This is a genomic window from Spirulina subsalsa CS-330 (assembly GCF_028330765.1).
Classification (GTDB): Bacteria; Cyanobacteriota; Cyanobacteriia; order Cyanobacteriales; family Spirulinaceae; genus Spirulina; species Spirulina subsalsa_A.
In genome coordinates this window covers 13,069-27,706 of sequence record NZ_JAQMTY010000027.1, presented here as the reverse complement: position 1 = coordinate 27,706, position 14,638 = coordinate 13,069, and the positions used below count along the sequence as shown (strand labels likewise).

Annotated in this window: 10 protein-coding genes and 1 pseudogene; 6 read left to right on the top strand and 5 right to left on the bottom strand. The window is 53.2% G+C overall.

Annotation, left to right across the window (positions count from 1 at the left end; genetic code table 11):
* The first annotated feature begins 680 nt into the window (after window positions 1–680).
* On the top strand, window positions 681–1,631 hold the full coding sequence (locus PN477_RS02045) for a diguanylate cyclase (protein WP_272119824.1): 951 nt from the start codon (window positions 681–683) through the stop codon (window positions 1,629–1,631).
* Window positions 1,632–1,824: 193 nt separating this feature from the next.
* On the opposite strand, the pseudogene PN477_RS02040 reads toward PN477_RS02045, so the two are convergent.
* The 3 genes and pseudogenes from PN477_RS02040 to codB all read right to left on the bottom strand — a co-directional run.
* Window positions 1,825–2,312: pseudogene (locus PN477_RS02040) on the bottom strand (helix-turn-helix domain-containing protein); the annotation flags it as partial.
* 52 nt (window positions 2,313–2,364) lie between these two features.
* Window positions 2,365–3,351, bottom strand: coding sequence for a diguanylate cyclase (locus PN477_RS02035; RefSeq protein ID WP_272119825.1), 987 nt, complete (start codon window positions 3,349–3,351; stop codon window positions 2,365–2,367).
* A 166-nt stretch (window positions 3,352–3,517) separates the two neighbouring features.
* Window positions 3,518–4,777 (bottom strand): cytosine permease, encoded by a 1,260-nt coding sequence (gene codB / locus PN477_RS02030; RefSeq protein WP_272119827.1) that lies wholly within the window; start codon window positions 4,775–4,777, stop codon window positions 3,518–3,520.
* 324 nt (window positions 4,778–5,101) lie between these two features.
* On the opposite strand from codB, the gene PN477_RS02025 reads away from it, so the two are divergent.
* From PN477_RS02025 to PN477_RS02015, 3 genes are all read left to right on the top strand, one after another.
* A complete protein-coding gene (locus tag PN477_RS02025) occupies window positions 5,102–7,681 on the top strand; it encodes a GumC family protein (RefSeq protein WP_272119829.1) in 2,580 nt (859 codons plus the stop codon).
* Window positions 7,681–8,103: a hypothetical protein gene (locus PN477_RS02020; protein WP_272146933.1), complete on the top strand. Its 423-nt coding sequence runs from the start codon at window positions 7,681–7,683 to the stop codon at window positions 8,101–8,103. Before PN477_RS02025 ends, PN477_RS02020 begins: the two co-directional genes overlap by 1 nt.
* A 66-nt stretch (window positions 8,104–8,169) precedes the next feature.
* The gene (locus tag PN477_RS02015; protein WP_272119833.1) at window positions 8,170–9,099 is read left to right on the top strand and encodes a Ycf66 family protein; all 930 of its coding nucleotides are present in this window, start codon (window positions 8,170–8,172) and stop codon (window positions 9,097–9,099) included.
* Window positions 9,100–9,165: 66 nt separating this feature from the next.
* Here PN477_RS02015 and PN477_RS02010 read toward each other — a convergent pair whose 3' ends face one another.
* Both PN477_RS02010 and PN477_RS02005 read right to left on the bottom strand, forming a co-directional pair.
* Window positions 9,166–10,488, bottom strand: a complete 1,323-nt coding sequence (locus tag PN477_RS02010; RefSeq protein ID WP_272119835.1) for an MFS transporter — start codon at window positions 10,486–10,488, stop codon at window positions 9,166–9,168.
* A gap of 193 nt (window positions 10,489–10,681) precedes the next feature.
* Window positions 10,682–11,584: an SPFH domain-containing protein gene (locus tag PN477_RS02005; protein ID WP_272119837.1), complete on the bottom strand. Its 903-nt coding sequence runs from the start codon at window positions 11,582–11,584 to the stop codon at window positions 10,682–10,684.
* A 164-nt stretch (window positions 11,585–11,748) separates the two neighbouring features.
* Here PN477_RS02005 and PN477_RS02000 point away from each other — a divergent pair, with 164 nt between their 5' ends.
* Together PN477_RS02000 and PN477_RS01995 are read left to right on the top strand one after the other, a co-directional pair.
* On the top strand, window positions 11,749–13,107 hold the full coding sequence (locus tag PN477_RS02000) for an aminopeptidase P family protein (protein ID WP_272119839.1): 1,359 nt from the start codon (window positions 11,749–11,751) through the stop codon (window positions 13,105–13,107).
* Window positions 13,108–13,277: 170 nt separating this feature from the next.
* Window positions 13,278–14,549: an RNA-guided endonuclease InsQ/TnpB family protein gene (locus PN477_RS01995; RefSeq protein ID WP_417158731.1), complete on the top strand. Its 1,272-nt coding sequence runs from the start codon at window positions 13,278–13,280 to the stop codon at window positions 14,547–14,549.
* The last annotated feature ends 89 nt before the right edge of the window (window positions 14,550–14,638 follow it).

Below are 14,638 nucleotides of genomic sequence, written 5' to 3'. Positions count from 1 at the left end.
TAGCGACGGCCACTGAAGATCAATCGTGTCCCATATTCGGCGGACAGGCATCCCCGTTGAGACCGTTGACCAGTGTCAAACTGGCGGGTTCATCCTACAATCGTTCTCCCTCACTGATCATTCTATCGGGTGTATTATCCTGTCATGGTGATCTGTGAACAAGATTTCAGGGTTCTTACTGAGGCGATCGCTCCGTATTTTCGTCAATCTAGGGGGAATCCCTCAATTTTTCTCTTGGGGTAAACTAAAGAATACCTTAGGCCCATTGCCTAAACCATAGCGGGGTTCGCCTTCTGTCTCTACGCTCTATTTTCTGCATCTACGCTTGATGTATTGTTGCCCTGCGATCGTAGATCACGAGATCTTGAATTCAGCCATAATACTCTCAATTTACTACCCTTTGGACGTTGTGTTCTCAGTGAAATGATAGTGAAATAATGATGGGAGTTGGGTCGCTTGAGACAGAATAAGGATTAATCCCTACACTCCTACCATAATCACGCAGTTACGTTTTTTGAGGTTTGAAGCCCGTCTGATCCTGATGTCTTTTGGTGCTGTGATTAACCCTGACCAACATTTCCGTTAAATCTTGATATGTGATTCAAACTCTCAAGACATAATCGATTTTTATGACTTTTTTTATCACAAAATAAATTGTGTGGAATTGACTAAAACTCCCCATGCGTAACCAGATTTTGAATCCAGATCGTTTTTTGGTTTTGATTGTGGACGATGTTGCTCGCAATCTTCAAATCCTTGAAGCCATTCTGCGGCCCGAAGGCTATGCACTCACCTTTTCCAACAGCGGAAAACAAGCCTTAGAACGGGCGAAACAGGCTAAACCCGACTTAATTTTGCTGGACTTAATGATGCCAGATATCGATGGCCTTGATGTTTGTGAAGCCCTGCAATCAGACTCTCATTGCTGTAATATTCCAATTATTTTTTTAACGGCAAGCCCCAATCAAGATCATGTGGTGAAGGCGTTTAATGTGGGAGCAGTGGACTATGTGACTAAACCGTTTCAATCGCAGGAACTCTTAGCACGAATCAAGACCCATTTACTATTGCGGCAAACGCTACAGGAATTACAAGCGGCACTCGCTCAAGTGGAAGCCCTGTCCCGCACGGATTCGTTAACAGGAATGTTGAATCGCTATCGGTTTATGGAGATTGTGCAACAGGAGTTTGATCGGGCGGTGTGCTCCGGTACACCATTTTCACTTCTGTTGTTGGATCTCGATCACTTTAAGCGGGTGAATGATACCTATGGGCATTTGGTGGGAGATTTGGTGTTAAAAGAAATTTCGCATCAGTTACAGGCTGAGGTGCGCAGTGTTGATGCGGTGGGGCGATTTGGGGGGGAGGAGTTTGTGGTGGTGTTGCCGTCGATGGAGCTTGCCGATGCGGAGGCGATCGCTCAACATATTTGTCAACACATTGCATCATTGGTGATCACAATTCCCATGGGGACGCTACAGATAACCGTGAGCATCGGCATTGCCGGTTATACCCCAGATGATCAGACGGTGGAACAGGTGATCAATCGTGCGGATCAGGGCCTGTATGCGGCGAAAGCCCAGGGCCGCAATACCTATTGTTTTGGACAAAATATCATGAAAATTTCCTAAGGCAGAGTCAAGACTTAATATTCAGATCGTCTTGAATGTCCAAAGCTCAAGGTGACGATGCGTGACGCTTCGCGAACAGCACCCTACCGCCTCGCCACAGTTAAAATAGTGGTTTAGGCGGCTTGAACTCCCGCGATCACTGCAATCCAGCAATCCGCTTCAACCCACTTTTTAAAACGTGCCATGCCATTAGGATACAAAATCTTTCCTTTTTCCAGGGACGCAATTTGTTTTTTTAAGCGTTCGTCTGACTGTTTCTCTCGAAATTTTGGTCACGATTGTGCGCCGTTTGAGTTCTTGGGTTAATACCCTCACACTCCAATGCGCTCTCCCTGCTGGTGGCTCTGAACAATACAGGGCGATGATTTTCGCTTCTGTCTCTCCATCTACGATCGGATCTACGGGGGGCTTGCTTCTCGCCTTTCGTTCTAACGCAGACGCTTCTCCTTGCTCTAGAAATTGTTTCCGGATGCGACCGACTGTGTTGACGTGCAGATTCAACGCTTCACTGATTTCCACATCTGTCCATTTTCTCGCGGCTCGTTCTCCTTCATCACTCATTAGCAATATCTGGGCGTGAAGGATTTTCTTGGTCGGAGCCTGTCCATTGCGGCTGATCTTTTCGAGCCGTTCTCTCTGCTCTTGGCTGAGAAATACCTTATCTCGTCTTCCTCTTCCCATTTCGCTTTTTGAATACACAACTCTATCTTATTATTTTAGCTGTGTCGTGACCCTAGCGGCAATCTTGGGCGAGTTGGGTGCAGTTGAGATGGTGGCTGGTGGGGTGAGTGATGTTGGCGTAGCAGCAGTTCCGTCCCGCTTGTTTGGCATAGTAGAGGGCTTGATCGGCACGGCTGAAGAGATCATCAATGCTGTGGTCTGTGGCGGTGTAGGTGGCGACTCCAAAACTGGCGGTGATTTGTGGGGCGGGGTCGAGATCCGGGAGTTTGAGGGTGCTGAGACTTGCACAGAGGCGATTGCCGAGGGTGGCGGCGGCGGTGAGGTTACTTTCGGGCAAAACAATGACGAATTCTTCGCCACCGTAACGCCCAAAGCCGTCTAAGGAGCGGAGTTGGCCTTGGACTTTGGCGGCGATGACTTTGAGGACAACATCTCCGATGAGATGGCCGTAGCGATCGTTCACGGTTTTGAAGTGATCAACATCGAAGATGATTACCGAAAAGACCACATCATAGCGATGGGCGCGTTGAAATTCGGCGGCGGCGAATTCAAAGAGGGAACGACGATTGAGAATGCCGGTGAGGGAGTCGGTGCGGGCGAGGATTTCAACTTCGGTGAGGGATTTTTGGAGGCGATCGCTGAGATCTTTGAGGCGGAGATGAGTGCGCACCCGTGCTAAGAGTTCCGAGCGGTTAAAGGGTTTGGTGATGTAGTCTACCGCACCGCTGTTAAAGGCTTGGACGCAGGATTCACGATCTTGGCGAGCGGTGAGGAAGATAATCGGAATGTGGGAATAGTCCGGATGGCGTTGTAGTTTTTGGCAGACTTCGAGGCCATCCATTTCGGGCATCATCCAATCTAAAAGGATGAGATCGGGTTTGAGGGTGGCGAGGCGATCGAGGACTTGCTGGCCACTGATGGCAAAGGTGGTTTTGTACCCAACACTTTCTAAAATACTGCCCATGACCTTGAGATTAGGTGGTGTGTCATCCACCACCATAATCAGAAAATGAGACGGATCAAAGGAGGTTAAGGTCATGAATAGTTAGCCAGAAAAAGAAGCGATCAACGAAAATCGCTGTGACGATGAACTAGCCTACCCAACTCGCTAGACAATGACAGCAACCGAGAAGCGGATCGCGTGCATAGTCTACCAAACTTACGAGGCTGGGGGGAGGAGGCAGACCGTGACTCTCCTGCTTCGATTATGGCTGAAAAAATCGGCTGGATACGGTATACAGTGCAAAGGCAGCGATAATGCCGTTGAGGGGGGTAATGCCGGGGGCGAAATAGGCGATCGCCGCTGCCACAACATAAGACCCAATCCCAACCCAGTTCATCGCCGGTTGAGGAATCCTCAAGTCCGGCAACACTCCCCGCCGATAGAGCCAAAAATCCGCCATGATCACGCCGCCAATGGGGGGGATAAACGTGCCGAGCAACACCAAAAAGTTAACAAACTGTTCGCTGGCGTAAATGCCGCCAAAGGTGAGGGCGAGGGCAATGGTGGCCCCGGTGAGGACGACAAGGTGACGCTTGGGGGTGCGGAAGGCGTGAGCGCCGGCCACTGAGAAGGCGTAGATTGTGTTGTCTTGGGTGGTCCACATGTTCAAGAAGAACAGGATTAACCCCCACACCAACAGCCCTTGCTGCACCATGACTTGGACAATGTCGGAATTGTCGTAGACCAGGGCACTGTAAGCCCCGCTGAAAATCAGAAAGCCGTTGCCGAGAAAGAAGGCGATGAGGGTGGCGATCGCCGCCGTCCGCCCCGATGTGGCAAAGCGGCTCCAGTTCGTCGCCTGTGTTCCGCCAGAAACAAACGTGCCGACGATAATCGTAATCGCCACCGTCAAGGGTAACGGCTCACTGGGGGTCATCGCCGTTAAGCCACTCCAGCCCCCAGCATCTCCCGTCGCCACTGTTAAACTCCACAGCATCAAAATCACCATGGCCGGCACGGCAATCCGGCTCAGCCAATCCAGCGCCTGATAGCCAATATATGCCGTCACACAAAAGCCGTAGGTCACGCCAATGATTAACAACCAGTTCAGGGAGGTGGGGAAGCCCACCACCGTATTGAGCAAATCAGCAATCAACCCAGACCCCCAGGCATACCAGCCAATTTGGGTAAAGCCCAGAATAAAATCCACCCATCGTGATCCCACCGCCCCAAAACTAAACCGGGCCAGCAGCACCGTATTTAAACCCGTTTGCCCGGCAATATAGCCCAGAGCCGCAGCATACAGCCCCAAAATGAGATTGCCGACGAGGATAACCAAAATTAAGTCCGGAAAAAAAGTAAAGGAGGGCCCCACAATTCCCCCGGCGAACAATGTTCCGGAGTAGAGTGTAAAGCCGATGAGAAGAGGAGCGAGAGATACCATGGATTTGCGGGCATGGGCCGGAACGGGACTGAGGGGATAGTCTTCACTCGCTTCGTAATTAGAGCTTGGGGTGTCCATAGGCTTGGTGTTTTTATGGCTAACATCATCAAAGAACCCAGACGCTCAAACTCGTAAGGTTTTGAGCATCTGAGTTTGGGATTAACCCTAAGATAGATTTTTTCCCAGCGTCTGTTGCCGATGTAACGTAATGGCGCTGGGAGTGCGATCGCATCCCTCCACCGCCACCGGAACAAACCCCCCAAGTAATCCGACTACAGACCGATCAATCCGTTATTTCAGCCATAATTCCCACTGCCGCTCCCTAGTCATCTGCACTATCCTTAGACAATAGGGAATGCTTTCATAACGTCCATCCATTCTGAACTTAACTGCCCCTTGCCTATGCGAACTCGTGAACAGTTCGATATTGAAGTTAACATTCGGCAATTGTGGCTCATCGTCAAACGACGCTGGCCCATCATCTTCGTGGGCGGTATCTTAGGAGGAGCCTTAGGCGGAATTCCACCCCTCTTCAACACCCCCATCTATCGTTCGGGGGGAACCCTCCAACTCGTGCCACAACAGTCCATTTCCTTCGTGGGCCTCAGTGACGAAGGCGGCTTAATCAACCCCACCAGTGCCCTGAGCAATCCCCTCGCCACCGAAATGCTCGTCATTCAATCACGCCCGATTCTCGAAAAAGTGGCCGAAAAAGTCAACATTACCGATGCCACCGGCCAGCCCCTCACCGCCGGTGCGATCGGGCAAAGGCTCGCCGTCGAAATGCTGCCCCAAACCGACGTAATCAAGCTGGTATTTGAATCAGAACGTCCGGCGGATACGGCCGAAGTCGTTAATGCGCTGATCGAGGTCTACATTGAAAACAACATCAACACCAACCGTCAGCAAGCCAAAGCCACCCGCGAATTCATCGGGGAACAACTCCCCAAAGTAGAAGCAGATCTCCAGGAAGTTGAGTTTGCCCTGCGGCGTTTCAAAGAAGCGAACAATATCACCTCCATTGATCAAGAAGCGATCGTCATTTCACAAACCATTTCGACTCTAGAAGGTCAAGTCATTGCGCGGGAACAGGAACTCGCCTCCGCCAATGTCCGTTTGGATTTTCTCAATCGAGAATTGGGGTTAACCCCCGATCAAGCGATCACCGCCAACGCCGTCAGTCAATCTGCGGGAGTCCAGGAAGCCTATCGCGCCCTTCAACAACTTGAGCAAGAAATCGAAACCCAACGGGCCCGCTTCACGGATCAAAGTCCCGTCATTTTGAATTTGAAAGACCGCCAACAACGCCTAGAAGAACTCCTCGCCGAACGGGTTCAAGTCGTGACCAATCAAACCCTCAGTAATTACGACTGGATCGAAGCCGGAACTCAGGAGCAAACCCTGCGGGCCAGTATCGTTGATAATTCCCTCGCTAGCATCGCCGCCCAACGGGCCCTCGACACCATTAACACCAGCCTCACCAGCTACCGCCGTCGCGCCGAAGAACTCCCTCGCCTCGAACAACAACAGCGGGAACTCGAACGCAAACACCAAGCAGCACGCACCACCTACGAAACCCTCTTAGCAGGCTTGCAAGAAGCCCAAGTGCGTGAAAACCAAGAAGTCGGCAACGTCCGGGTTATTTCAAGTGCTGAAGTGCCTGTGATGCCGTCCAATTCGGCTAGCCTCATTTCTCTGGAGCTGATTGCCGGGGGCATTCTGGGGGGGTTCCTTGGCCTATCGATTTCGATTTTGTTAGAATTGCTCGATCGCTCCCTCCGCACCGAATACGAAGCCCGCCGCTTTTTCAATCAATTTCCGGTCATTGGCACAATTCCCGCCTGGTATCCCCAAGATTGGCCCGTTGCCGAGGAGGGCGACTATCAAGATATCAATTACAATCTCCCCCTGTTAGGCAGTATTCCGTCAACGGACAGCCCCCTCTATGCTGTGACGGTTGCCTACCGTCGGTTGCAAACCAATCTTAAACTGATCAACCGTGAGCAAAAAGCTCGCATTTTAGCCGTCACCAGTTCAATTCCAGGGGAAGGTAAATCGGTCACGGCGGCTAATTTGGCGATTTCCCTTTCGATGTTGTCCCATCGGGTGCTATTGCTCGAAGCGGATTTAGCCGCACCGCAACAACATGAAATCTGGCGGCTCACCAATGTCTGGGGGCTGGGCAATGTCCTCCAAGAGCAGATTATTTCCGAGCAGGCGATCCAATCCATTACGCCCAACCTCGACATCATGAGTGCGGGAATTGTCACACCGGGGCTGGTGGCGCTGTTGGATAGTGAACGGATGGAAATGCTGGTGCGGCGGATGTCTGAGGTGTATGACTATGTGATTGTGGATTCACCGGCCTTGCTGGTGGCCCCGGAAATGCTGTCGTTGAGTAAGCTCACGGATGGGGTGTTGTTGGTGCTCCGGCCGGGGGTGTTGAATAAGGCGGATGCGGCTTCGGCTCAGGAAACGGTGCGTCAAACGGATCTCAATATTTTGGGACTGATTGTCAATGGTGTGAGTAGTATTCCGTTGAAGTTACCGCAGCCGGATGTGCCGATGGTTCAGGAGCCAACGGTGACCGTAGAGAATGAGATCACTGAGACTGGGGTGGAGGACTTCGACACAGACCAGCAGACTGTGATTAATCAAGATCAAAGCACGATCGCTGAGGGTCGCTTAAAGCCCCATCTCTCGCAGTCTTCTCGGATTCATCAAGCGGATACGGCGGCGGATCTGATTGATGAGGATGAGGCGACTCGTATTGAGGATGAGGATGACCGGGCGACGGCTCTAGAGGCGGCGGATGAATATGATCATTTATTCACCAGTCGTGACTATGAGCAGGAGGCGACGACGGTGGACATGGACAATGATGGGCATGACACTCAGGTTGAGGGTGGGGAGAATGGGAAGCAGAAAACGGAACGGAAGCAAAGTTGGCTGTCTACGGTGACCCAAACCTGGAGGGAGTGATGGGGCGATCGCACCTCATGCTTTATCTCAGCCTTGGCCTTGCCCTGGGGATGCTGTCCCCTCCGGATGTTCTGGCGGGGTCTTGTAATGCGGGGCAAAGTTGTCCGCCGCCGCCGCTACGGGTGGCCGTGGGTCAACGGATTCAGATTGAGGTACAAAATCGCACGCCGTTAACGGTCTACATTGAACCCTTTGGCGGGGAAGCGATCGCCCTCGCCCCCGGTGAACTCAGCCCCCTCTATTTCGGCACAACGATTCGGAATTTTTCCCTCACCTTTTGGCATCGCACCGGAGCCACTCTCCTCGCCACCCTCAGCCAAAACAACCCCCAACATCTGCGCGTTGATATCATTGCCGGGGGTCGGGTGGCGGGGATGAGCGCGGTTTATCTGCGAGATGATGGCACAGTTGAGCGATTTTAACCCGGTAGCGTATCGTGGTTAGTAGTGGTGTTCCTTGATACCGTCCTTGTTTACCCCCTTTTCGCTATGCTGGCTCATTTTTTAGCGATCGCCGTTGCCCTCGGTAGCTCTCTTTTTTACCTCGCCGCCTTCTTCTTTCCCGAAATTCACCGCCAACGGGATTTTTTCTGGTGCGGGGTCGGTTGGTTCTATGCTTTGGTGTTGTGGATTTGTGCCGGGCGCATTACCGGCGGCGTTTTACTAGGCCAAACCGCTAGCGTCGCGCTCTTAGGATGGCTCACCTGGCAAACCCTCAGCCTCCGCCGCGCCAAAACCCCCGTCCTGGAACAAACCCCCATCAGCGATGCCACCATCGCCAAAGCCAAAAACGGGTTTGGCCTCGGCCAACTCGTCGATCGCTTCCGCCCCGGTTCCGCCAAGCGTCCCGCCCCGGTTCCAGCCCCCTCAGACGCTTCAGAACCTGAACCAGACAACACCCCAGAGGCAGCAGCACCGCCCCCGTCCGACCCGTCAACCCCGACAGAATCCACCCCGCCAGCATCACAAGAATCCGCCGATCTGGTCGATGCGCCACCTGAAACCACCGCGACGGAATCCGACCCGCCAGCATCACCCGAATCCGACCCCGTAGCATCCGACCCGCCAGCATCACAAGAATTAGCCGATCCTGTCGCTGCGCCACCTGAACCCACCGCGACGGAACCCACACGGCGAGAGGATCTGATCGTCACAGAACCCGCCCTACTCCATGAAGATTTCAGTCAAGTTCCTGAACCCGATGTGGTGAAAGATCTTGAGGCCTTGGGGTTGATCGAAGAGCCAGACAGTGATCCATTCCAGGTCAAGGAGGAGGTTGATTCAGACGAAGGGGATGATCAAGGAGCGATCGCCACATCAGACCCAGAAGCCGCCGCCGAGTTAGATGTAGCCGAGTCAGATGTGATCGTGGTCAAGGGTGAAGTCGTCAAAGACACTGATCCCGATGCGTGGATTTAGGGTTTCTGAGCGCAGCCCTTACCAGCGATCGCTATCGATGTCCTCAGCGCGTCCCATGGCGATCCATTAACTGAGTTCCGCTTCAGATTCGGGCAGTTCCGTGTTGGCGGGGTCATTCACACCCACCACACAAACCGAGGCAATCACAAAGGAAAATCCACCGAGAACAACCACTAAAAGATGTTCTTGGTGTAAAAAAGTCTCCATGACCCAACCTAAGCCCAACGCCGCGATGATTTGGGGAATGACAATGCAGGCGTTGAAGAGTCCCATGTAGATCCCCATTTTGCGGGGGGGTAGGGAATCGCCCAGGATGGAGTAGGGCATGGAGAGAACGCCCGCCCAAGCAATGCCGAAGGTGAGCATGGGCAGAATGATGAGATAGGGATCGCGCACCCAGTAGAGGGAGATCAGACTACTGCCGCCACAGAAGAGACAAAATCCATAGGTGAATTTGCGGCTGGTGAGTTGGGCGAGGCGGGGGAGAACGAGGGAGGTGAGGAAGCAGGAAAAGTTATAGATCCCGATACAGATGCCGCCCCATTCGATGCCTTTGGTGTAGAGGGGGGATTGTTCGCTGGTGGCTCCGAAGACTTGGTGAGCGATCGCCGGCGGGAGATACAAAAAGATGCAAAACATCCCCAACCAGGTGAAAAACTGCACCACCGCTAACTCGCGCATCGTGGCGGGAATCTCGCGAATGGTGATGAAAATTTCCTCCACCATGGGGGGGGATTCATCCGCATTGGGTCGCGGTCGGGGGGGGCGTTCTTGGGTGTTGAGCAGGGTGAAGAGTACCGCTGAGAGAAAGACCGCCGCCCCGATGTAGTAGGAAAAGGTCACCGATGGCGGCACAGTTCCCGCCCCAGCGGTATCATCGAGCAGATGACTGAGAATCCAAGGACAGAGGGAGGCCAGCACCGCACCACAGCCAATGAAAAAGGACTGCATCGTAAACCCACGGGTGAGATCTTGCTCATTGTCGAGATTGTCGGCGACAAAGGCGCGAAAGGGTTCTGTGGTGAGGTTGATCGAGGTGTCGAGAATCCAAAGGGTTCCGGCGGCCATCCAGAGGCTGGAGGCATTGGGCATGAGAATCAAGGCGATGGAACTGAGCAGAGCGCCGGCCAGGATATAGGGGTGACGGCGACCGAATTTTGTCCAGGTGCGATCGCTGCAATACCCAATAATCGGCTGGGCGATCAAACCGCTGATCGGAGCCGCCAGCCAGAGGATGGGAATTTCTTCGGGGTTCGCCCCTAAATATTCATAAATGGCGCTGGTATTGGCCATCTGGAGTGTCCACCCAAATTGAACCCCCAAAAAACCAAAACTCATCGTCCAAAGCTGCCAAAAAGAGGCAGAGGTTTGACCGTTGGATGAAGTCATAAATAAAGATGTCTTTGCCTCTCCTGGCCGGGTTTTCACGCCCAATTCACACCGGCATAAATACGACAAGAGCCGCAGACCTGATTTAGGGTGTCAAATCTGGCCACCAGAGGCGCAAGGCTAAGCAACAATTATGTCTACCCTATCGCAGAATTTTAATCGGGGAAAAGCGATCGCCCCAAATCCCCCCCGATCAAGCCTCATGGGTTGGGGTGTTCGGAGCCGTCGATCCATTCTCCGGCTGCGGCTGCGGCGGATTGGCGGGAGCCACTGGAGGAGATTCAGGGGTGACATCGTGAAACTCTGACGTATTGGCATAGCGATTTTGCCCCATCAAACCATGCATCGCCTCATTCAATGCTCTTGGGTCCATAAACAGCACTTTTGAATTCGGACTACTGCCCAGCTTTTCATTCGCTTCTACATACCGTTGCGCCACCAAAAATTCCAAAACACGCTTGGCATCGGGTTTCGTTTTCAACACCGCAGAGAGGAGTTCAATGGATTGCACAATCCCTTCCGTTTCAGCAATTTCGGCGCGTTTTTTACTTTCCGCCGCCCGTTCTAACTCCAGGGAATCCATCACATTTTTCGCCGGGGAAATTTCCCGCACCTCAATCCGGGTTACCTTCACTCCCCAATTCGCCGTCGCCTCGTCCAATTGTTCAAGGAGAGATTGATTGATTTTGTCGCGGGATGAATAGGTTTCTTCCAGTTTGAGGCGACCGATCGCCGATCGCAATGTCGTTAACACCAAGTTTTCAATGGCCTTCTTAATATCCTCCACCACATAAAAGGTGCGTTCAAGGTCAATGATTTGCCAATACACCACCGCGTCCACTTTCAGCGAGACGTTATCTTTGGTGATCGCATATTGCGGTTCAATCCCCAAGACTTTTTCGCGGGTGGTTTCTTCGACGACAATAGTTTCTAGAACCGGTAAGACAATGTTTAAGCCGGGGTTGAGCTTGCGGCTGTACTGACCAAAGCGTTCAACGAGGGCTTCGTTACCTTCGTTGATGATCTTGATCGAGTTCATCAGCGTGAATGCTGTGCCGAGCACCATCGGGACAAAGAGATAAATTAATGATTCCATGGCCGGACAGCCTCAACGGATTTGCCTTAGCTTAAGGTATAGCAGAAAAGCGATCGCCCCTTCGGCGATTAGGAAAGGCCGTCATGGGGATCACCTCCGGGAGACTTCCACGGCACAATGCCCGAATTCTGCGGGTTTTGGATGATATCAGCAGCCATAGAACGATGGATTACCCCAGTATTTTGCACGAACGTCGCCGTGACTTAGCGACTCAATTGAGCGATCCTGTCTTGCTCTGGGCGGGGGAAGCCCCGATGCGAAATTTTGCGGCCAATCGGTATCCGTTTCGGGCCAGTAGTTCGTTTTTGTACTTTGCCGGCCAAGCCATTGAGGGGGCGGTGATTGGTCTGATTGAAGGAGATTTAGAACTGTTTTATGATGAACCGCCAGCCAGTGCGGCGCTGTGGCTCGGCGAACTCCCCAGCCGGGCGGTTTTGGCGGCACAGATCGGCGCGGCGGCACATTTTCCCCTCGCTCAACTGCCGGAACGCTTTCCCCACGGGGCAACGGTGGCGGCCCTCGATCCGGCAACGCGCCAAAAACAAGGGGCCTGTTTGGGGCGGCCAATTTTACCCCTGCCGGACTGCCCGGATTGCGATCGCGCCCTCGCCCAAGCGATTATTGCCCTGCGCCTCTGTCACGATGAATGGGCGATCGCCGAACTCCAACAGGCCGCCCAAATCGCCATGGAAGCCCACCTGATCGGCCTGCAAACAATCCCCTACGCCGCAAAAGAAGCCGAAGTGCGCGGCGCAATGGAAGCCGTCGTCACCGCTGCCGGGATGGCCACCCCCTACCCCAGCATCGTCACCACCCACGGCGAAATTCTCCACGCCGACACCTCCCCCCACCCCCTCAACCCCGGCGATCTGCTGCTGATCGACCTCGGCGCAGAAACCCCCCAAGGCTGGGCCGCTGACATCACCCGCACCCTCCCCGTCACGGGCCGCTTTTCCGAACGTCAACGGGCGATCTATGAGATTGTCCTTGCTGCCCATGATGCCTGTATTGATGCGATCGCTCCAGGGGTCGAATTCAGCGACATTCACCGCCTCGCCCTCGACACGATGACGGCGGGATTGTTGGATCTGGGGATTTTGCAGGGGACGGGGGAAACCGTGGCAAAACTGGATGTGATGGCGTTGTTTTTTCCCCATGGGGTGGGGCATTTGGTGGGGTTGGATGTTCATGATCTGGAGGAATTTGGCGATTGGGCGGGCTACGGGTCGGGCCGAACACGGCGCGATCGCCCCAGTTGGCGCTATCTCCGTCTCGATCGCCCCCTCCAAGCGGGCATGGTCGTGACGATTGAACCCGGTTTCTACCAAATCCCCGCCCTCCTCAACGCCGCCACCGCCCAACAAAAGGCCCTGATTAACTGGGAGCGATTGGCGGAATTTGAGGATGTGCGCGGCATCCGCATCGAGGATGAAGTGTGGGTCACGGATACGGGATCAACTGTTTTGACCGCCGGTTTGCCCACGCGGATCGATGCCATTGAAGCGCGAATGGCAGCGGTTTAACTTTTAAGAGCGCGAGAACATAAGTCCCGCGCTGTATGCGAAGCATCAGCGTCGGGATACAGGTCGTCTCGCCGCTTACTGAGCGGGGTTTCTCCTGCGGAGACGCGACGCGAACAATCCCCCCGAAGCAAGCATTTACCACCGAATTCTAGCTGTTGTAAGCTATGTCTATGCTGACAATGAACTACACCTACCGAATCTATCCAGATGCCGTGCAGCAAACTGAACTGCGGTCGTGGCTTGAGACGTGCAGAGGCCTGTATAACTACGCTTTGCGTGAACTCAAAGACTGGATTGCTTCGCGTCAGTGCTGGGTAGACCGATGCTCCTTGGAAAAGGAATACATCATTCCCGCTTCGGAGCCGTTTCCGTCTTACCACCGTCAGCAAAACAACCTGCCCAAAGCTAAGAAGCAATTCCCGCATTTGGGTAATGTCCATTCCCAGGTGTTGCAGACTACGATTCGCAGACTGCACGATACCTGGAAAGCATTTCAGAAACGGGGATATGGGTTCCCTCGTTTCAAAAAGTTTGGTCAGTTCAAGTCCTTTGTGTTTCCCCAGTTCAAGTCCTCTCCTATCAATGGCAACGCTATCAAGTTGCCATTGATAGGAGAACTGTCCATTAACCTGCATCGCCCCATCCCTGACGGGTTCAAGGTGAAGCAGGTGCGGGTATTGTCGAGAGTGCGGGGAACGCAGTGGTATGTGGTTGTCACCATCGAATCGGACATATCGGTTCCCGATGCTCCGGTTCATGGTCGGGCGATTGGGATTGACCTGGGATTGGAGCGATTTTTGACCGCTTCGGATGGTTCTTTCCAGGAGCGCCCTAAGTTTTTCAAGTCGAGGCAACGCAAGCTGAAATTGCTGCAACGCAGAGCGGCACGAAAACAGAAGGGTTCTCAAAACTGGGAGAAAGCACAAATCGAAGTGGCCAGAATGCACCATCGGATTGCCAACCGTCGTCAAGACTTCCATCTGAAGACGGCTCACAAACTTTGTGACCAGGCGCAAACCATCTTTGCAGAAGATCTCAATGTCACAGGGTTGACGAGGGGGATGCTGCGGAAAGATTGTGTTGATGCCGCATTCGGACAATTTCTGTCTCTGACGGAATGGGTTTGCTGGAAACGGGGCGTATATTTTGCCAAAGTCAACCCCAACGGAACCAGTCAAACCTGCCCTAATTGCCTTGCTACGGTGAGCAAAGGGTTGGAGGTCAGAGAGCATCATTGTCCTGAGTGTGGGTATCGAACCCATCGTGACCATGCCGCAGCAGAGATGGTTTTGCATCGTGGACTAGAGAACGTAGTAGCCCAGGGACTCTGGGGAACGGAAACAGCCTGTCAAGTCGGTCTGTCGGGGGTCTATGACCTAGATAAGTGGCGTGGGGCAGGAATACTCAAGAGCGATCTTGGGAAACCCGCGCTGTACCCATAGGGTCAGCGTCGGGAGGATGTCACAGAACTTAATATTTTGACCATTTTGCCAAAATATCGGCCAGGATAGATGCAATTTTAGATGTTGGA